The organism is Micromonospora sp. WMMD812, from assembly GCF_027497215.1.
Classification (GTDB): domain Bacteria; phylum Actinomycetota; class Actinomycetes; order Mycobacteriales; family Micromonosporaceae; genus Micromonospora.
Genome location: NZ_CP114904.1, coordinates 5,686,298 through 5,706,044, shown reverse-complemented (window position 1 = coordinate 5,706,044; position 19,747 = coordinate 5,686,298). Strand labels below are relative to the sequence as shown.

At 73.4% G+C, this 19,747-nt stretch carries 16 protein-coding genes and 1 pseudogene; 7 read left to right on the top strand and 10 right to left on the bottom strand.

The annotated features are described in order from the left end of the window. The 8 genes and pseudogenes from O7603_RS26450 to O7603_RS26415 form a co-directional block, all read right to left on the bottom strand. Positions 1-672, bottom strand: coding sequence for a BON domain-containing protein (locus O7603_RS26450; RefSeq protein WP_281572451.1), 672 nt, complete (start codon positions 670-672; stop codon positions 1-3). A gap of 169 nt (positions 673-841) precedes the next feature. Continuing rightward, positions 842-2,482, bottom strand: coding sequence for a trypsin-like peptidase domain-containing protein (locus tag O7603_RS26445; protein ID WP_281572450.1), 1,641 nt, complete (start codon positions 2,480-2,482; stop codon positions 842-844). Between the two features lie 62 nt (positions 2,483-2,544). Then, positions 2,545-4,101 (bottom strand): HAMP domain-containing sensor histidine kinase, encoded by a 1,557-nt coding sequence (locus tag O7603_RS26440; RefSeq protein WP_281572449.1) that lies wholly within the window; start codon positions 4,099-4,101, stop codon positions 2,545-2,547. Then, a complete protein-coding gene (locus O7603_RS26435; RefSeq protein ID WP_281572448.1) occupies positions 4,098-4,799 on the bottom strand; it encodes a response regulator transcription factor in 702 nt (233 codons plus the stop codon). The genes O7603_RS26440 and O7603_RS26435 overlap by 4 nt, the downstream gene beginning before the upstream one ends. A 133-nt stretch (positions 4,800-4,932) precedes the next feature. Further along, a complete protein-coding gene (locus O7603_RS26430) occupies positions 4,933-5,544 on the bottom strand; it encodes a PadR family transcriptional regulator (protein ID WP_281572447.1) in 612 nt (203 codons plus the stop codon). Then, positions 5,541-6,368, bottom strand: a complete 828-nt coding sequence (locus O7603_RS26425) for a DUF4097 family beta strand repeat-containing protein (protein ID WP_281572446.1) — start codon at positions 6,366-6,368, stop codon at positions 5,541-5,543. Before O7603_RS26425 ends, O7603_RS26430 begins: the two co-directional genes overlap by 4 nt. Before the next feature lie 370 nt (positions 6,369-6,738). Next, positions 6,739-7,578: pseudogene (locus O7603_RS26420) on the bottom strand (lysophospholipid acyltransferase family protein); the annotation flags it as partial. Then, positions 7,575-8,351, bottom strand: a complete 777-nt coding sequence (locus O7603_RS26415; protein ID WP_281572445.1) for a GNAT family N-acyltransferase — start codon at positions 8,349-8,351, stop codon at positions 7,575-7,577. The pseudogene O7603_RS26420 and the gene O7603_RS26415, both read right to left, overlap by 4 nt. Positions 8,352-8,513: 162 nt before the next feature. Here O7603_RS26415 and O7603_RS26410 point away from each other — a divergent pair, with 162 nt between their 5' ends. The 3 genes from O7603_RS26410 (at position 8,514) to O7603_RS26400 (ending at position 11,146) form a co-directional block, all read left to right on the top strand. Further along, positions 8,514-9,176, top strand: coding sequence for a hypothetical protein (locus O7603_RS26410; RefSeq protein ID WP_281572444.1), 663 nt, complete (start codon positions 8,514-8,516; stop codon positions 9,174-9,176). 213 nt (positions 9,177-9,389) lie between these two features. Beyond that, positions 9,390-10,325 (top strand): ABC transporter ATP-binding protein, encoded by a 936-nt coding sequence (locus tag O7603_RS26405; RefSeq protein ID WP_281572443.1) that lies wholly within the window; start codon positions 9,390-9,392, stop codon positions 10,323-10,325. Continuing rightward, entirely contained in the window at positions 10,322-11,146 is an 825-nt protein-coding gene (locus O7603_RS26400) for an ABC transporter permease subunit (RefSeq protein WP_281572442.1), read from the top strand. Before O7603_RS26405 ends, O7603_RS26400 begins: the two co-directional genes overlap by 4 nt. A gap of 58 nt (positions 11,147-11,204) precedes the next feature. Here O7603_RS26400 and O7603_RS26395 read toward each other — a convergent pair whose 3' ends face one another. Both O7603_RS26395 and O7603_RS26390 read right to left on the bottom strand, forming a co-directional pair. Further along, entirely contained in the window at positions 11,205-11,669 is a 465-nt protein-coding gene (locus O7603_RS26395; RefSeq protein ID WP_281572441.1) for a hypothetical protein, read from the bottom strand. Further along, positions 11,666-12,013, bottom strand: coding sequence for a hypothetical protein (locus O7603_RS26390; protein WP_281572440.1), 348 nt, complete (start codon positions 12,011-12,013; stop codon positions 11,666-11,668). Before O7603_RS26390 ends, O7603_RS26395 begins: the two co-directional genes overlap by 4 nt. A 262-nt stretch (positions 12,014-12,275) precedes the next feature. On the opposite strand from O7603_RS26390, the gene O7603_RS26385 reads away from it, so the two are divergent. The 4 genes from O7603_RS26385 to O7603_RS26370 all read left to right on the top strand — a co-directional run bounded on the left by O7603_RS26385 (position 12,276) and on the right by O7603_RS26370 (position 19,665). Beyond that, positions 12,276-16,028 (top strand): multifunctional oxoglutarate decarboxylase/oxoglutarate dehydrogenase thiamine pyrophosphate-binding subunit/dihydrolipoyllysine-residue succinyltransferase subunit, encoded by a 3,753-nt coding sequence (locus tag O7603_RS26385; protein ID WP_281572439.1) that lies wholly within the window; start codon positions 12,276-12,278, stop codon positions 16,026-16,028. 109 nt (positions 16,029-16,137) lie between these two features. Continuing rightward, on the top strand, positions 16,138-16,317 hold the full coding sequence (locus tag O7603_RS26380) for a DUF6104 family protein (protein ID WP_281572438.1): 180 nt from the start codon (positions 16,138-16,140) through the stop codon (positions 16,315-16,317). Between the two features lie 163 nt (positions 16,318-16,480). Continuing rightward, positions 16,481-18,550: a phosphate acetyltransferase gene (gene pta, locus O7603_RS26375; RefSeq protein ID WP_281572437.1), complete on the top strand. Its 2,070-nt coding sequence runs from the start codon at positions 16,481-16,483 to the stop codon at positions 18,548-18,550. Next, positions 18,547-19,665 carry an acetate kinase gene (locus tag O7603_RS26370; protein ID WP_281572436.1) on the top strand — a complete coding sequence of 373 codons (1,119 nt, stop codon included), beginning with the start codon at positions 18,547-18,549 and terminating at the stop codon, positions 19,663-19,665. The genes pta and O7603_RS26370 overlap by 4 nt, the downstream gene beginning before the upstream one ends. Positions 19,666-19,747: the final 82 nt, after the last annotated feature.

Sequence of the window (19,747 nt, the reverse complement as noted above, 5' to 3'; positions counted from 1 at the left end):
TCACTCGCCGACGAGCAGCTGGTCCTCCACCGCCCGGACGCCAGGAGCCGACCAGGCCACCCGTTCCGCCTGGTCCCGTTCCCACCAGGAGCGCACGACCCCGCTGATGACGAGCGTGTCGCCGTCCACGGCCACCGACACCCGCTCGGTGCCGACGGCGCGGCCCAGCGCCCGGCGTACGTCGCGGAGCATCCGGTCGGTGTCCGTCGGGGCGGGCGGCCGTACCTCGATGAGGTTGGTGATCCCGCGGACTCCCCGCAGCCGGCGCAGCTCCCGCTCGGCGGCGCGCCGCTGCCACCCGAACTCGACCTCGCCGCGGAGCATCACCCAGCCGTTGGCCACCGTCACGTCGAGCCGCTCGGCGGGCACGAAGCTGTCCCATTCCAGCGCCCGGCCGGCGGCGATGGCGATCTCCGGGTCGGTGGCGCCCGGGCTGCCGGGCAGGTCCACCTCGATGTCGTCGGCGACCGCCCGCACCCCGCGTACGCGCTGCGCACAGCGGGTCGCGGCCCATCGGCGGGCGGAGCTGTCCACCCAGCCGGTCAGGGTGACCACACCCCGTTCGACACTCACGCCGATCTCGTTCGGCTGCGCCTCGGCGTCCCAGGCCAGCTCGGCCAGGACGTCCTGCTGGATCCGCTGGTCCTCGCGGGCCTCGGCTGCCGTGCTCATCCCGCCCTCCCCTCACCGGTCCCGCCGAGACTGCCCCCGCTACGGGTGACGGCGGTTCACCCGGATCGGGTGAACCGCCGTCGGCGGGAAGGGTGGCGGCGGGCGACGGAGCCAACCCCCTTGGCCCCGTCACCCGCCGCCGGAGGGAGGAGGCAGGTTCAGGTGTCGGTCAGGACGTCTCGGCGAGCGTCACGGTCGCCGTCGCCTCGGAACCGTTCCGCTTGTAGTGCACCTCGACCCGGTCGCCGACCTTGCCGGCCTGGACGGCGCCGACCAGGTCGTCCGAGTCGTTGATCATCGTGTTGCCGAAGCGGGTGATGACGTCGCCGCGCTGGAGGCCGGCCTTCTCAGCCGGGCTGCCCGAGGTGACCGCCGCGACCAGCGCGCCGCCGCCCTCGGCCATGTTCACGCTGACGCCGAGCGACGGGTGGCTCACCTTCTCGCCGCGCTGGAGCTTGCCCGCGACGTCCTTGGCCTTGTTGCTCGGGATGGCGAAGCCGACGCCGATGTTGCCGGTGCTCTGCCCGGAGGTGGCGATCGCGGTGTTGATGCCGATCACCTCGCCCCGGGTGTTGACCAGCGCGCCACCGGAGTTGCCCGGGTTGATCGGCGCGTCGGTCTGCAGCAGCCCGGCGATGGAGCTCGCCCCCTGGCGCGGGTCCTGCTCCTGGCCCTCACCGGCCTGGATGGTGCGGTCCCGGGCGCTGAGGATGCCGGCGGTGACCGAGCCCTGCAGGCCGAGCGGGCTGCCCAGCGCGAGCACCTGGTCGCCGACCTGCATCCCGTCGCTGTCGCCGAAGGTGGCCGGCTTCAGGCCGCTCACCCCGCTGGCCTTGACGACCGCGAGGTCGGTCTTGGGGTCGGTGCCCTTGATCTCCGCCTCGGCGCTCTTGCCGTCGGCGAAGACCACCCGCACGGTGTCGCCGTTGGCCGACGCGACCACGTGGTTGTTGGTGAGCACGTAGCCGTCGGCGGTGAGGATCACACCCGAGCCTTCGCCGTTCTCGGTGGCGATGGAGACGACGCTGTCCTGCACCGAGGCGGCGATCCGCGGCAGGTCGGCGCCGTTGATGACCGGGGCGGCGGAGTACGTGCGGGTGATGCCGCCGCCGTCACCGTCCACGGCGAGCGCGAGCGCGCCGCCGGCGACGCCGGAGCCGAGCATCAGGGCGAGCACCGCGACGCCGGCGCCGGCGAACTTGGCGACCCGACCGGGACGCGGCCCGGTGTGCTGGCCGCCCGGCGTCCACGGCGGTACGGGCTGACCCGCGTGCTGCGGCTGTCCGTACGGTCCCGGGTGCGCCGCGTGCTGCGGCTGCTGCCCGTACGCACCCGGCTGACCCCCGCCGGTCCAGCCGGACTGCTGGCCCGGGTACCAGTGGCCGCCGGAGTAGCCGCCGGCCGCCGGCTGCGGGTGGCCGGGCGCCGGGTGACCGGAGATCGGGTGGCCGGGCTGCCCGGAGACGGGGTGGCCGGGCTGGGCGGGGACGGCGGCCGGCGGCTGGTAGGCCGCGTGGGGGCCGACGGGAGCGCCGCCGGCGGTCGCGACCGGCACCGTCGGGTCGGCGTCCGGCCCGGTCCCGGTCGCGCCGGAGACGTCGACGCGGGCGGGCTCCGGGGTGATGGCGCCCGGGGCGTCGTCAGCGACGGTCTGGTCGTTGTCCCGGGCAACCGTGCCGGCCACGGCCGGCTCGGTGGTCGGGGAGTCGGACTGCGCGCGCTCCACGCGCGGCAGCTCGGCGGTGGGGTGCGACGGCTCGGCGTCGGTGGGGGCCGGCCGGCGCTGCGGGTCGGACTCGTACTCGGTCATGGATCAACCTTCTCCCGTGCCACTGCGACCAGCCTGGAACCCGACTGGAAGTTGGCTGAAAGTCACTCGACGACCTCGGCGGCCTCGGGCACCAGGGGTAGCCGCACCCGGAAGGTCGCCCCGCCGCCGGGCGTCTCGCCCACCTCGACCATGCCGTGGTGGGCGGTCACCAGGGCCGCCACGATGGCCAGGCCGAGGCCGGTGCCGGTGTTGCCGTCGGCCCGCCGGGTGCGGGCGGCGTCGGCCCGGTAGAACCGCTCGAACACCCGCTCCGCCTGCTCCGGGGAGAGACCGGGGCCGGTGTCGGCGACCTCCACCACGGCCAGGTTGCCGGGCTCGGCACGCAGCCGCAGGGTCACCGAGGCGTCCGGCGGAGTGTGGGTCAGCGCGTTCGTCATCAGGTTGCCGATCACCTGCCGGAGCCGGGCGTCGTCCCCGAGGACCACCAGCGGACCGGACCCCGGCTCGATCTCCAACTGGATCCGCCGGTCCGGCGCCACCGCCCGGGCGGCCTGCACCGCGTCGCCGGCGAGCACCGGCAGCTCCACCGGGGCCAGCGAGATCGGCCGCTCCCGGTCCAGCCGGGCGAGCAGCAGGAGGTCCTCCACCAGCAGCCCCATCCGGGCCGCCTCGTCCTCGATCCGGCGCAGCAGGCCGGCGGTCTGCTCCGGCGCCCGCGCCGCGCCCTGCCGGTACAGCTCGGCGAAGCCGCGGATGGTCGTCAGCGGGGTACGCAGCTCGTGTGAGGCGTCCGCGACGAACTGCCGCATCCGCTCCTCCGAGCGCCGCGCCCGCGCCTCGGACGCCTGGGCGGCGACGGCCGCGTCCCGGGCGGCCACCTCGGCCGAGCGGGCCGCCGTCTCCGAGGCGGCCCGGGCGGTGAAGGCCGCCTCGATCTGGGTCAGCATCGCGTTGAGCGCCCGGGACAGCCGGCCCAGCTCCGACGTGGGGTACTCCTGCCCTTCCTCGGGGTCGGGGACGCGCCGGGTCAGGTCGCCGCCGGCGATCGCGGCGGCGGTGCGTTCGATCTCCACGAGCGGTTTCAGGCTGGTGCGGACGATCGCGGCGCCGAGCGACGCGAGCATGACCAGCACCGCGCCGCCGACCAGCAGGTCTATCCAGACCAGCCGCTTCACCGCCCGGTCGACGTCGGTGAGCGGCTGCCCGACCGCCAGCACCTCGTCCTCGGACAGCGCGGCGTAGTACACCCGCCAGCGGGTCCGGCCGTCCTGGGAGGTCACGGTGAACGGCTCGCCCTCGCGCGCGGCGAACCCCGACACGTCGGCGGGGAAGCGGGGCAGCTGCGGCGGGTCCAGCGCGATGTCGTCGTAGCTGGGCTGGCTCACCGTGTCGCGGTCGGCGAGCACCACGACGTAGTCGCTGGGCAGCGACGCCTTCACCTGGCCGGCGCGCAGGAGCGGGACCAGCGGGCCCAGGGCACGGCTGGCACTCTGCAACTGCCCGTCCACCTGGCCGACCAGATAACTACGCAGAAAGAAGGTGGTCAGCGAGCTGATCACCAGGAGCGCCACGGCGACCAGGGCCAGCACCGCGGTGACCAGCTTCACCCGCAGGGGTACGCTCCGCAGCCGCCCCTTCGCCTGGTGAACGGCGTTCACGCCGCCGGCTTGCGCAGCACGTACCCCACCCCGCGCAGGGTGTGGATGAGCCGGGGCTGGGTGGTGTCCACCTTGCGGCGCAGGTAGGAGATGTAGGACTCGACGATGTTGTCGTCACCGCGGAAGTCGTAGTTCCACACGTGGTCGAGGATCTGCGCCTTGGAGAGCACCCGGTTGGCGTTGAGCATCAGGTAGCGCAGCAGCTTGAACTCGGTCGGCGACAGCTGCACCCGCTGGCCGGCCCGGTAGACCTCGTGGGTCTCCTCGTCCAGCTCCAGGTCGGCGAAGGTGAGCCGGGAGGGCGCGGCCTCGCCGCTGCTCGTACGGCGCAGCACCGCCCGGATCCGCGCGGTCAACTCCTCCAGGCTGAACGGCTTGGTGACGTAGTCGTCGCCGCCCAGGGTCAGCCCGCGGATCTTGTCGTCGGTGGCGTCCCGGGCGGTCAGGAACACCACCGGCGTACGCGTGCCGCCCTCGCGGAGCATCCGGATGACCTCGAACCCGTCCAGGTCGGGCAGCATCACGTCGAGCACCACCAGGTCGGGCCGGTGGTCCTTGGCGGCGTTCAGCGCCGCGCTGCCGCTGGTCGCGGTCGCCACGTCGAAGCCCGCGAACCGCAGGCTCGCGGAGAGCAGTTCGAGGATGTTGGGGTCGTCCTCGACGACGAGCAGTCGCGCCTCGGTCTGGGTAGCGGGCATTGCCCCATCATCCGTGCCCCGGCTGCGCCCGCGCTGGACGCTTCCTGCAAAAAGGCTGTGAGCGCCGAGCGCCCGCACCGACAGTCTGCCTGATCGACTCCCGATGCCGGAAACGCCCGCGCGTTCGCCGGGGTCAGCGCAGCAGCCGGCGGAGCCCGTCCAGGGCGCCGTCGAGCAGCCGGATCGCGGTGCTCAGCTGTGCGTCGCTGAACCGGCGGGCCCGGACCAGCCGGCCCACCTCGGCGGCGAAGGTGGCCAGCCGCTCGTCGAACTCGGCGAGCAGGGGCGCGGCGGGCTCGGGGCGCGGCGGCGGGCCCGGCACGAACGGTGGCGGCTCCCACCGCGTCCGCCGGGTCTGCCGGGCGGCCTCCCGCAGCTCCCGCTTGAGGTCGCGGACCGAGCCGCGCACCTCCGTCTGGATCTCGCCGGCCAGGCTGGAGAGGTCCTCCACCGAGGCCGCGATGTCCGACTCGAGGGTAACCAGCTCGCCGGCGCGCTGGCGCAGCTCGTCGCGGCCGGCCTCGGTGATCTCGTAGGTCTTGCGCCCGCCGGCGGCGGTGTGGCTGACCAGGCCCTCCGCTTCGAGCCGTTGCAGCCGCGGGTAGATCGTGCCGGCGCTCGGGGCGTACAGGCCGAGGAAGCGGTCCTCCAGCAGCCGGATCAACTCGTAACCGTGCTTCGGGCCGTCGTCGAGGAGCTTCAGCAGGTAGAGCCGGAGCCGCCCGTGACTGAACACGCCCGTCACGGCAGCTCCTCCTCGTCGTCCTCGTCCACCGGGCGGGCGAGCAGCGCGATGCTGCCGGACGTGGCGGACGCCCAGAGCTTACCGGCGCCGGCGCCGAGGACCCCCTCGCTGTTGCTCACCGAGCCGAGCGTCGACTCCGTGCGCACCTGGGGGAAGCCGCTGGTGATCCGGCCGGCGGTGGTGTGCAGCCGGACGGCCAGGTCGCTGTCCTCGCGCACCCGGACGGTGATGCTGCCGGAGATCGTGTGCAGCCGGATCTCGCTGCGTCGCGGGTTGTCCAGGTCGCAGGTGATCGCCCCCGAGACGGTCTGTGCCCGGACCTGCGCCGCGGCGCCGTCGGCCAGGATCACCTCGCCGGAGACGGTCTCCATGGTGAGGTCGCCGGCCACGCCGAGCGCCTCCACCGGACCGGAGACGATCTTCGCGGAGGTGATCCCGCGCAGCCCCATCAGGGTGATCTGACCGGAGGTGACGTCGGCCTTGGTCTGCCGGCGCAGGCCCGAGACGACCAACGAGCCGTCGACCAGGCGCAGGCCGGCCGACACGTCGGCGGGGACCGCGATGGAGACGTCCACCCGCGGCCACCCCCACGGCCCCCACCAGAACAGGTCGGACCAGCGCCGGCCGCGCTCCTGCCGGACGGAGAGCCGCCCGTCCTGGTGCTCGACCAGCACCGGGCGGCGCCCCACCCGGGTGATGTCGACCCGGGCCGGGCCGTCCGTGGCGACGACGTTCAGCCGCCCGGTGAACAGTCGGACGTCGAGCCGGGTGACCGGGCCGTCCAGAGTGAGCCGCTGTGGGCTGTCGACCGTCCAACCGGCCATGGCGTCCTCCCTTCGCGACACGCCGACGGCGCGTCCGACGGGACGAACGATAACGCGATACATCGCGACAGCACAAGACTGTCGCGTCTCGTCAGGCCGCCAGGTCGAGCCCCCGCCCCGTGCCGGCCGGCTCGCCGCCGTCCTGGGCGCCGGACCCGGCCAGCGGGACCAGCCCGGCCGGGACGGTGACCGCGGTCGCCTCGTGCGGCGCGTCCAGGCCAGCCGCGACCGGCACGGCCGCGCCGCCCGACACCGCCGCCGGGACCGGCACGGTCGCGGGGACCGGCACGGTCGCGGGGGCGAGCGCGGTCGCCGGGACCGGTGCGGTCGCCGGGGTCGGGGCACCGGCCGGCTGCAGCGGGACCAGCACCGGCGGCGCGGGCACCAGGTGTACGGCCGACTCGGCGGTCCGGGCGAGCAGGCGTCGGTCCGCGTCCGCACCCGGGTGCAGCGCCGCGCCCACGGTCACCCTGACCTCCAGCCCCCGGGCCGCGACCACCCGGCGCACCGAGCGCAGCAGGGTGTCCTCGCCGAGGAAGGCCGCCGCGGTGGTGCCCGACCCGGTGGCCGACGAGCGGTAGCTCAGGCGCAGCGGCACCACCGGCGCGCCGGCGTCGACCGCCGCCTGGAAGACGGCCGGCCGGAAGCCACCGGCGGGGCGGCAGTCCACCACGCCCTCGCCCGCGCACCAGGTCGTACCCTCCGGGAAGGCCGCGACCGGTCGGCCGGCCCGCAGCGCGTCGGCGACCCGGCGCACCGTGGCCGGCAGCTCCCGCGGCCGGGACCGGTCCACGAAGATGGTGCCCGCCGCGGCGGCCAGCAGCCCGACCAGCGGCCAGGACCGGACCTCGTGCTTCGCGACCATCCGGGCCGGCCCGACGGCCAGCACCGCGAGGATGTCCAGCCAGGAGACGTGGTTGGCGACCAGCAGCGCTCGCCGCCGGGGCAACCGGCCGCGGACGAGCAGACGCACCCCGAACGCGCGCGCCGTCCCCCGGGCCCAGGCCCGCACGGCGGCCTGCCCGTCCCGCGCCGGCAGCAGCGGCAGTGCGGCGGCCACCCCGGCGCCGGCCAGGAGCATCCCCGCCCCGGCGAGCATCCGGCCCAGCCGTAGGGCGACCGGTACGGTCGGCACCTCCCCCGGCACCGGCAGGCACTGCTCGCCGCAGCCGGACGACGGACGCCAGAGGTCGTGCGGCACCGTGGTCACTCGTCCGCTCCGCCCAGGAAGTGCCGCAGGTAACGCGGGTTCATCCGGTCCAGGGAGAAGAGCACGTAGAAGTCGGCGACGCCGAAGTCGGGGTCGTACGCCGGCTCGCCGCACACCCAGGCGCCGAGCCGCAGGTAGCCGCGGAGCAGCGGCGGCACCAGGGCGCGACCGGCCGCACCGCCGACCGGCTCCAGTCCGTCGGCGGGCGCCTCGGCGAACCAGGGCCGCAGCGGGTTGACGCGCAGCGGCGGCGGCGCCAGGTGCCGTGCCTGGACCAGGGCCCACACCTCGGCCACCGCCTTGCCGCCGTCGGCCACCGGCACCGACGCGCACCCGCCCAGCCAGCGGGATCCGCGCAGATGCAGGTAACGGGCGATGCCGGCCCACATCAGATTGATCACGGCGCCGGAGCGATGATCAGGGTGGACGCAGGAACGGCCCGTCTCGACGAGATCGTCCCGAAGCGCGTCGTGCGCGGCCAGGTCGAACTCCGTCTCGGAGTACCGGCGGTCGGTCCGGCCCGGCGGCAGCAGTCGGTACGTGCCGACCACCTGGCCCGTGCTCTCCTGCCGGACGATCAGGTGGTCGCAGTACTGGTCGAAGGGGTCGACGTCGAGCCCGTCGCTCCCCGGGTGCAGGGTGGCGCCGAGTTCGGTGGCGAACACCTCGTGACGGAGGCGTTGCGCGGCCGCGACCTGGGTCGGGTCATCGGCGATCGACAGGGTGTAACCGCTGGTCGAGAGGGGGGTCCCAGCGGCGTGCAGAACGGCCATGGCATCTGTGTAGGGGTCCCGGGTTGCCAGTCCGGGTGGCGAGGAGTGTCGATCCGGTGAACGGCGGTCGGCGGCCCGTGTGCGCCAGGCCACCGGAACCGTGCGAAGCTGCCGGGCGAAGCCCGGCGACGACGCCGGGCCGCGTCCGCACGGAGGCCGCCGATGCGCATCGAATCCCGTTACAACGGGCCACCCGGCTCGGGAAACGGCGGCTGGAGCGCCGGGGTCTTCGCCGGCGCCGCCGAGGTGCCCGGGCCGGTGGAGGTGACCCTGCGCCGACCGCCGCCGCTGGACATCCCGCTGAGCCTCGTCGACGGCGAGGTCCGCGACCCGGCCGGGCTGGTGGTCGCCGAGCTACGCCCGACGGCCGGGTTCGACGCGGTGGTGCCGCCGGTGGACCGGGCGACCGCGACCGCCGCCTCGGCGGCGTACCCCGGACTGGTCGACCACCCCTTCCCCGGCTGCTACGTCTGCGGTCCCGAGCGGCCGGACGGGCTGCGGATCTTCCCCGGCCGGTTGCCGGACGGCCGGACGGCCGCGCCGTTCCGAGCGCCGGAGCAGGTCACGACGGCGACGGCCTGGGCGGCGCTGGACTGCCCGGGCGGGTGGTCGGTGATCGCCCCCGGCCGCCCGTATGTCCTGGGCCGGATCGCCGCGCTGGTCGAGGCGCTGCCGCAGCCGGGTGACGAGTGCGTGGTGACCGGCGTGACGGTCGACGTCGAGGAGCGCAAGGCCCGGGTGCACACCAGTCTGTACGGCCCGGACGGCACGCTGCTCGCCAGCGCCCGGGCGACGTGGATCGCGCTGGCCCCCGCGACCCCCTGAGCGGCGGGCGACGCGCAGTCGCCCGAGCGGCCGGCCCACGCGGGCGGCCGTCGCCCCGGGCGTGACCGGTGACGCGCCCATCGTCCCTGAGGAGGAGGCGCCTCCTGCCTGAGACGGACACGAAGCTACGGACCGCGCCTGATTGACCTTGTTGCCTCGGCCCGTCACGCTGTGCCACGGCGCACCTCGACGCCACCGCACGGGAGGAGAACGATGTCTGACGGGCAGCGAAGCCCCACCACCGACGGTCAGATCGTGGTGGCCGGCCTGACGAAGCAGTACAAGAACGTCAGGGCGGTCAACAACCTGTCCTTCACGGTCGAGCCGGGTCGGGTGACCGGCTTCCTCGGCCCGAACGGCGCCGGGAAGACCACCACCCTGCGCATGCTGCTGAACCTGGTCACGCCGACCGCCGGCACGGCGACCATCAGCGGTCAGCGGTACGCCGACCTCGCCGCTCCGCTGCGGCACGTCGGCGCGGTGCTGGAGGCGTCCAGCGCGCACAAGGGCCGCACCGGGATCAACCACCTGCGGGTGATCTGCGCGGCGGCGGGGCTGCCGAAGCAGCGGGCCGACGAGGCGCTGGCCCTGGTCGGGCTCACCCCGGCGGCGAAGCGCAAGTTCAAGGGCTACTCGCTCGGCATGAAGCAGCGGCTCGGCATCGCCGCCGCGATGCTCGGCGACCCGCGGGTACTGATCCTCGACGAGCCGGCCAACGGGCTGGATCCGGAGGGGATCCGGTGGATGCGCGGGTTCCTCAAGAACCTGGCCCACGAGGGCCGGACGGTGCTGGTCTCCAGCCACCTGCTGTCGGAGATGCAGCTGCTCGCCGACGACGTCGTGATCATCGCGGCCGGCCAGCTGGTCCGGCAGGGCCCGGTCGACCAGGTGATCGGGTCGATGGCGCAGGGTGGCCGGGTCCGGGTCCGCACCCCGCAGGCCGAGGCGCTGACTACCGCGCTCAAGGGACAGTCGGCGACCGTCGACACCGACGAGCAGGGCACGCTGCTGGTCTCCGGCGTGGACGCCCCGACGATCGGCCGCACCGCCCTGGCCGCGGGAGTGGAGCTGCACGAACTCACCACGGAACGCCCCGACCTGGAAGGCGTCTTCCTGGAGCTGACGGCCGGAAAGGCGGGCATCCGATGAACCTGGTCCGAGCCGAACTAATCAAGATCCGGACCACCAGCACCTGGTGGGTCTTCGCGCTCATCTCGGTGCCCCTCTGGGCGCTGACCCTGCTGATCAACTGGCTCCAGGCGGACACGCTGACCAGCGGAAACCTCGGCGACGTGCCGCCCGACCAGGCCGACACCCTCGCGGCGGCGGCCCACCCGGACGCGCTGTCGGCGAACCTGTTCACCACCGGGCAGTTCTTCGGCCTGCTGATCGTGATGCTGCTCGGCATCATCGTGGTGACCAGCGAGTTCTTCCACCAGACGGTGACCACCACGTTCCTCACCTCGCCACACCGCAGCGCGGTGATGACGGCGAAGCTGGTCGCCGCGGCTCTGCTGGCGCTGCTCTTCTGGGTGGTCACCACCGGCCTCAACCTGGTCGCCGGTGCGGCGGTCCTGAAGGCGGTCGGCGTCGGCACGCAGCTCGACAACGGCGCCGCCTGGGAGGCGATCGGGCTCAACGGGCTGGCGTACCTGCTCTGGGGGATCCTCGGCGTGGGTCTCGGCGTGCTGATCCGCAGCCAGATCGGCGCCACGGTCACCGGCATCCTGCTCTACCTCGGCGGCACCATCGGCGCGGCGATCGCGATCAGCATCCTCGCCAGCCGGTTCGGCGACTGGATCAACGACCTTCAGCTGCTGGTGCCGTCGCTGGCGTCGTCGCTGATGGTCACCGGCGCCGAGATCCCCGGCAACCCGCCGCGCTGGGCGGGCGCCGTCGTGCTGATCGGGTACGCGGTGGTGGCCGGCGTCGTCGGCACGCTCACGCTGCGCCGGCGGGACATCTCCTGACCTGGCGGCTCCGGGGTGGCGGCGGCACGGTCGGCACCCCGGAGCCGCCCGGCACGCGTCAACCGCCGGGGCAACCCCGGCCGCCGCTGATCGGGACGCAGTGGCTGACGCGCGGCGTCTGCTCCTGGTCGGCCGGGACGTGGCCGACCAGGGGCGACGTCGCCGTGCCGCCGGCGAGCGCCACGGCCAGGTACACCACCACCAGCGCCGCGCACGCCCCGGCGAAGTGCCGCCGCCAGTACCCGTCGCCGGCCAGCCCGGCGAGCAGCAGCCCGGCGAGCGGGAGCACCACGTTGAGCACGAGCCCGGCGATCAGGAGGGCGTCCGTGGTCGCCCCGAACGCCCGCGCCGCCTCCCGAGTCGGCGTGTACGGCGTGGAGGTCCGCCGGATCAGGCCGCTGACCAGCAGGAACGGCACCCCGTAGAGCCAGCAGAGGAAGAGCGCGCCGAGGCCGCGCCGCGCCAGCGACGCCTGGCGAGCCCGAGCCGACTCACCAACGCGCTCCGAAGCCGCGCCGGTCACAGCCGCCCTCCGATTGCCGCGGCGGCGACGGCACAGACCGCCACCGCGACCGCCGCGGAGAGGGTGCCGGCCACGATCGCAGAGGCGACCCGGCGGGCGACCAGCGCGGTCACGACAGCCGTGACGATCATCAGCGCGACGAACACGGGCGCGCCCCAGACCAGCGCGACGACGGCGAGCGTCTCCCCCGGCGACAGACAACTGAAGATGGCGGAGCAGTCCTGCGGCGGAGCGTTCGGCACGCTCAGCGTGCCCACGGCGAGCGCCGCCACCGCCGTGGCGTACCAGCCCGTCGCGACCGCCAGACTCTGGCCGTACCGCCCGCGCGTCCCCGTAACGTCCACGGCGTCGATCCTGACGGCCACGGGCGGGGAGGACATCCGTACGGATACTCAGTCTCGACACGGCGCATTAGCAGGCATCGAGGGGACACGCAGCGCTTGCGGAACTTCTGGCATCTTCTGTGAATCCGACCACGCAACCGAGGCGGAAATGCCTGCCGCATCCGTACGGCGTAGCCTTGGAGCGGTCTCGTTCGCGTCCGGAACCGGGTGCGGGAGACGCCGCGTGACACACAAACCCGCGTGAAAGAGGCGATTACCGGCCGTGTCGACCCAGCAGACTTCGCAGGAGAACCCACTGGCGGGTTTCGGCCCGAACGAGTGGATCGTCGAGGAGATGTACCAGCGGTACCTCGCCGACCCCAAGAGCGTCGATTCGGCCTGGCACGACTTCTTCGCCGACTACCGGCCCGCGCCCGGCGCCAGCACCCCGCGCCCGGAGGCCAGGCCCGCCGCCGCCGCACCGGAGCCCGCTGAGCAGCAGGAGGCGGTGGCCGCCGTCACCCAGCCCGCCGCGCCGCAGCCGCCCGCGGCCGCCCCGGCGAAGCCGGCCGCCGCCAAGGCCGCCGCCCCCGCCAAGGCCGCCGCCCCCGCCAAGGCCGCCGCCCCGGCGAAGCCGGCCGCGCCGGCCAAGGCCCCGGCCGCCACCGCGCCCACCGTCACCGGCCCGCAGACCACCCCGCTGCGCGGCGTGGCCGCGAAGATCGTCCAGAACATGGACGCGTCGCTGAGCGTGCCGACCGCGACCAGCGTCCGCGCGGTTCCGGCCAAGCTGCTGGTGGACAACCGGATCGTGATCAACAACCACCTCGCCCGCGGGCGCGGCGGCAAGGTCAGCTTCACCCACCTCATCGGCTACGCGCTGGTCCGGGCCATGGTCCAGCACCCGGAGATGAACAACTCCTTCGCCGAGGTCGACGGCAAGCCGACGCTGGTCCGCCCCGAGCACGTCAACCTCGGCATCGCGATCGACCTGGTGAAGCCGGACGGCAGCCGCAACCTGGTGGTCCCGTCCATCAAGGCCTGCGAACAGATGGACTTCCGGCAGTTCTGGCAGGCGTACGAGGACGTGGTCCGGCGGGCCCGGCGCAACGAGCTGACCATGGAGGACTACTCCGGCACCACCATCTCGCTCACCAACCCCGGCGGCATCGGCACCGTGCACTCGATGCCGCGGCTCATGCAGGGGCAGAGCGCGATCATCGGCGTCGGCGCCATGGAATACCCGGCGCCGTACCAGGGCATGTCCGAGGCCACCCTCGCCGAGCTGGCGGTCAGCAAGGTCATCACGCTGACCAGCACGTACGACCACCGGATCATCCAGGGCGCGCAGTCCGGCGAGTTCCTCAAGGCCATGCACGAGCTGATCCTCGGCGAGCACGGCTTCTACGACCAGATCTTCACCTCGCTGCGCATCCCCTACGAGCCGGTGCGCTGGGTGCGCGACGTCGCCGTCGACAGCGAGGGCCAGATCAACAAGACCGCCCGGGTGCACGAGCTGATCCACGCGTACCGGGTGCGTGGCCACCTGATGGCCGACACCGACCCGCTCGAGTTCAAGATCCGCAAGCACCCGGACCTGGACGTGCTCCAGCACGGCCTGACCCTGTGGGACCTGGACCGGACGTTCCCGGTCAACGGCTTCGCGGGCAAGCAGCGGATGAAGCTGCGCGAGATCCTCGGCGTCCTGCGCGACTCGTACTGCCGCCGGGTCGGCATCGAGTACATGCACATCCAGGACCCGGAGGAGCGGCGCTGGCTCCAGGAGCGGATCGAGCGCAGGTACGAGAAGCCGGCCGCCGACGAGCAGAAGCACGTGCTCAACCGGCTCAACGCCGCCGAGGCGTTCGAGACCTTCCTGCAGACCAAGTACGTCGGCCAGAAGCGGTTCTCGCTGGAGGGCGGCGAGTCGCTGATCCCGCTGCTCGGCGAGGTGCTGGAGTCGTCCGCCGAGGGCGGCCTGGACGAGGTCGTCATCGGCATGGCGCACCGCGGCCGGCTGAACGTGCTGGCCAACATCGTCGGCAAGCCGTACGAGAAGATCTTCTCGGAGTTCGAGGGGCACCTCGACCCGCGCTCGACGCAGGGCTCGGGCGACGTGAAGTACCACCTCGGCCAGAACGGCAAGTTCACCACGCCGGACGGCGAGCACTCGGTCAAGGTCTCGTTGGTGGCCAACCCGTCCCACCTGGAAGCCGTCGACCCGGTGCTGGAGGGCATCGTCCGGGCCAAGCAGGACCGGATCGACCTCAAGCTGGAGGGCTACACCGTGCTGCCGCTGGCGGTGCACGGTGACGCGGCGTTCGCCGGCCAGGGCGTGGTCGCCGAGACCCTCAACCTGTCCCAGCTGCGCGGTTACCGCACCGGCGGCACCGTGCACGTGGTGGTCAACAACCAGGTCGGCTTCACCACCGCCCCGGAATACTCCCGGTCCAGCCTCTACAGCACCGACGTGGCCCGGATGATCCAGGCCCCGATCTTCCACGTCAACGGCGACGACCCCGAGGCCGTCGTCCGGGTCGCCCGGCTGGCCTTCGAGTACCGGCAGGCGTTCAACAAGGACGTCGTCATCGACATGGTCTGCTACCGCCGGCGCGGGCACAACGAGGGCGACGACCCGTCGATGTCCAACCCGCAGATGTACAAGATCATCGACTCGAAGCGGTCGGTGCGGAAGCTGTACACCGAGGAGCTGATCGGTCGCGGCGACATCACCGTGGAGGACGCGGAGGAGCTGCTGCGCGACTACCAGGCGCAGCTCGAACGGGTCTTCAAGGCCACCCGCGACGCCGCCTCCACGCCCCGGCAGCTCAGCCGGCCGCGCCGCGAGGAGGAGCCGGAGCCGCAGGTCGACACGGCCACGGACGCGTCGGTGGTCCGGGCCGTCGGCGACGCGCACGTCAACCTGCCGGAGGGCTTCACCCCGCACAAGCGGATCCAGCAGTTGCTCGACCGGCGGGCCAAGATGTCCGTCGAGGGCAACATCGACTGGGGCTTCGGCGAGATCATCGCGTTCGGCTCGCTGCTGCACGACGGGGTCACCGTCCGGCTCGCCGGGCAGGACTCGCGCCGCGGCACGTTCGTGCAGCGGCACGCCTCGATCGTGGACGCGCGCACGGGCGACGACTACCTGCCGCTGAAGTCGCTCACCGCCGGCGGTGAGCGCTCCCGGTTCTTCGTGCACGACTCGCTGCTCAGCGAGTACGCGGCGATGGGCTTCGAGTACGGCTACTCGGTCGAGAACATCAACGCGCTGGTCGCCTGGGAGGCCCAGTTCGGCGACTTCGTCAACGGCGCCCAGTCGGTGATCGACGAGTTCATCTCCTCCGGCGAGGTCAAGTGGGGGCAGCGCTCCGCGGTGACCCTGCTGCTGCCGCACGGCCACGAGGGGCAGGGCCCGGACCACACCTCCGGTCGCCCGGAGCGGTTCCTCCAGCTCTGCGCCGAGGACAACATGCGGGTGGCCATCCCGACCACCCCGGCGAACTACTTCCACCTGCTGCGCCGCCAGGCCCTGTCGCCCAAGCGCAAGCCGCTGGTGGTCTTCACGCCGAAGTCGCTGCTGCGGCACAAGCTCTGCATCTCGTCGGTCGAGGACTTCACCACCGGCACCTTCCAGCCGGTGCTGCCCGACTCGGCCGCCCCGGCGCCGGAGTCGGTGAAGCGGGTACTGCTCTGCACGGGCAAGGTCTACTACGACCTGTTCCAGGCCCGGCAGGAGCGTGGCATCACCGACACCGCGATCCTCCGGATCGAGCAGCTCTACCCGATGCCGGTGGAGGAGGTCCGGGCCGCGCTGGCGCAGTACCCGAACGCCGAGGACTTCGCCTGGGTGCAGGAGGAGCCGGCCAACCAGGGCGCCTGGTCGTTCGTCGCGCTCAACCTGCTGGAGCACCTGGCGGACGTGCGGCTGCGCCGCATCTCCCGCCCGGCGGCGGCCGCCCCGGCGGTCGGCTCGGCCAAGATGCACGACGTCGAGCAGCACGCGCTGATCGAGGCGGCTCTCCCCCGCCCGTGACCTGACCGTAAGCGCCGAGTGCCGGGGCAGGGCCGTCGTGACGGCCCTGCCCCGGCTGGCGTCACAGGACCGCCCGGCCCCGCGCCGGGTCCGACAAGAGGACGTACCCATGTACTTCACCGACCGCGGCATCGAGGAACTGGTCGAACGCCGGGGCGACGAGCAGGTCAGCCTGGAGTGGCTCGGCGAACGGCTGCGTGACTTCGTCGACCTGAACCCCGAGTTCGAGACCCAGATCGAACGCTTCGCCACCTGGCTGGCCCGCCTGGACGACGAAGACGACGAGTAACCCCCGTGGCACCGCGTTGATCATGAACTTATTGCGCGGCGGAACGGCGTGTCGCGGCAATAACTTCATGATCAACGGACGGCGGCGGGGAGCCGGGCGGTCAGCGGGTGAGGTGGGACCTAGGACACGGGCGGCGGGCTCCGCGATCTTCTAGGGTTGGGGCGTGGCGCGGAGCGTGTACCTGACCAGCGTGGGATCGGGCGGGGGCAAGTCGACCATCGCACTCGGACTGGCGGAGCTGCTGTCCCGTCAGGTCGGCCGGATCGGCGTGTTCCGTCCGCTGATCGCCGGCACCGGCCCGGACCCGATCCTCGCCCTGCTCAGCGAGCGCTACCGGATCGAGCTGCCGCTGGCCGACCTCGCCGGTGCCACCTACGCCGAGGCGACCACGCTCGTCGCCGACGGCCGCCGCGAAGAGCTGATCTCCCGCATCGTCGAACGATACCGGGCGGTGGAGCGGCGCTGTCCCGCCGTGGTCGTGGTGGGCAGCGACTTCGACGACACCGGCGACCCGGCCCGCCCCCGCGAGCTGGCGTTCAACGCCCGGCTGGCCACCGAGTTCGGCAGTGTCGTGGTGCCCGTGGTGGACGGTTTCGGCCAGGAGCCGGCGGCCATCGCGGCGGCCGCCCGCGGCGCGTACCACGATCTGGCCGACCTGGGCGCGACCGTGCTCGCGGTGATCGCCAACCGGGTGCCCGGGCCGATGGCGCTGCCGGACCTGCCCGTCCCCGCATACGCCATCCCGGAGGTGCCGAGCGTGTCGGCGCCCACGGTGGCCGAGGTGGCCGCGGCGCTCGACGCTACCGTGCTGACCGGTGACGAGAGCGCGCTCAGCCGGGACGTCCTCGACTACGTGGTCGGCGCGGCGCACGTGCCGATCCTGCTCGACCACCTCACCCCGGGCGCGCTGATGATCACGCCGGGCGACCGCGCCGACCTGCTGGTGGCGGCGAGCGCCGCGCACGTGGCCGGGCAGGTGTCCCTGGCCGGGCTGGTCCTGACCCTCGGCGAGCAGCCGGACCCGCGGGTGATGCGGCTGGTCGAGGAGTTGAACACCGGCCTCGCGGTGCTCTCCGTACCCACCGACAGCTACGGCACGGTGGCCGCGTCCAGCCGGATCGAGGGCCGGCCCAGCGCCGCCAACCCGCGCAAGGTCGAGGCCGCGCTCGGCGCCTTCGAACGCTGCGTGGACACCGACGACCTGGCCCGCCGGTTGCGGGTCAGCCGGGCCACCCGGGTCACCCCGCTCATGTTCGAGAACGAACTGATCGACCGGGCCCGGACCCGGCGCCGGCACCTGGTGCTGCCCGAGGGCTCCGAGGAGCGCATCCTGCGCGCGGCGGAGGTGCTGCTGCGCCGGGGCGTCGCCGAGCTGACCCTGTTGGGCCGGCCGGACGACATCGCCCGGCGCGCCCGGGAGCTCGGCGTCGACGTCGGCGACGCGCACGTGGTGGACCCGCTCACCAGCGGCTGGCGGGACGACTTCGCCGCCGAGTACGCGCGGCTGCGCGCCCACCGGGGCGTCACCGCGGAGCTGGCGTACGACATCGTGGCCCAACCCAACTACTTCGGCACGATGATGGTGCGCGCCGGGCACGCCGACGGCATGGTCTCCGGGGCGACGCACACCACCGCCGCCACCATCCGCCCGGCCTTCGAGATCATCCGTACGGTGCCCGACGTCTCGGTCGCGTCCAGCGTCTTCTTCATGCTGCTGGCCGACCGGGTGCTGGTCTACGGCGACTGTGCCGTCAACCGCGACCCGGACGCCGCCCAGCTCGCCGACATCGCGATCTCGTCGGCGGACACCGCGGCCCGCTTCGGCATCGAGCCGCGGGTGGCAATGCTCTCGTACTCGACCGGCAGCTCGGGCGCGGGCGCGGACGTGGAGAAGGTCGCGGCGGCCACCGCCCTGGTGCGGGAGCGCCGGCCGGACCTGCTGGTGGAGGGGCCGATCCAGTACGACGCGGCGATCGACCCGGCGGTCGCCGCCACCAAGTTGCCGGGCAGTGCGGTCGCCGGCCGGGCGACGGTCTTCATCTTCCCGGACTTGAACACCGGCAACAACACGTACAAGGCGGTGCAGCGCTCCGCCGGGGCGGTCGCGGTCGGGCCCGTCATGCAGGGCCTGCGGCGGCCGGTCAACGACCTGTCCCGGGGGGCCACCGTGCCGGACATCGTCAACACGGTGGCGATCACCGCGATCCAGGCCGCCGCGGAGGAGTCGTCATGAGCCGGGTGCTGGTGCTCAACTGCGGGTCGTCGTCGGTGAAGTACCGGCTCTACGACGGCGACGAGGTGCGGGACACCGGCACCGTCGAGCGGATCGGCGAGCCCGGCGGCGGGCCGGCCGACCACGAGACCGCGGTGCGGCAGATCCTGGCCGGGCTGGACCTGTCCGGGCTCGGCGCGGTCGGGCACCGGGTGGTGCACGGCGGCAAGCGGTTCGGTGAGCCGGTGCTGATCGACGACGAGGTGCTGGCGGCGATCCGCGACCTGGTCCCGCTGGCGCCGCTGCACAACCCACCCAACCTGGCCGGCATCGACGTGGCCCGGGAGGCGCTGCCGGGCGTGCCGCAGGTCGCGGTCTTCGACACCGCGTTCCACCGGACCCTGCCGGAGGCCGTCGCGACCTACGCGATCGAGCGGGACACCGCCGAGCGGTACGGCATCCGCCGCTACGGCTTCCACGGCACGTCCCACGATTTCGTCTCCCGACGTACGGCGGAGCTGCTCGGCCGGCCGTACGCGGAGCTGAACACGATCACCCTGCACCTGGGCAACGGGGCGAGCGCCTGCGCGGTCGCCGGCGGCCGCAGCGTGGCGACCTCGATGGGCATGTCGCCGCTGGAGGGCCTGGTCATGGGAACCCGTAGCGGCGACCTGGACCCGACGGTCGTCTTCCACCTGCGCCGCGAGGGCGGGCTCTCGGTGGACGACATCGACGACCTGCTCAACCACCGCAGCGGGCTGTTCGGGCTGGCCGGCGCGAACGACATGCGGGAGGTGCTCGCCCGCCGGGCGGCCGGTGACCAGGCCGCGGCTCTCGCCTTCGACGTCTACTGCCGGCGGATCACCAGCTACGTGGGGGCGTACTACGCGCTCCTCGGCCGGGTCGACGCGGTGACCTTCACCGCCGGGGTGGGCGAGCACGCCGCCCCGGTGCGGGCCGCCGCCCTGGCCGGCCTGGACCGGCTCGGCATCACGGTGGATCCGGCACGCAACGCCGGCGAGGGCGACCGGGTCATCTCACCGGACGGAGCCGAGGTCGCGGTCTGCGTGATCGCCACCGACGAGGAACGGGAGATCGCCCGCGCGGCCCGGGAGCTGGCCGGCGACCGGGGCTGACCGGTTCAGCGGCGCCGGACGCGGATCCGCCGGACGCTGCGGGTGCGGCGGATCCGGGGCGAGCCGGCTCCCCGCGGAGTTG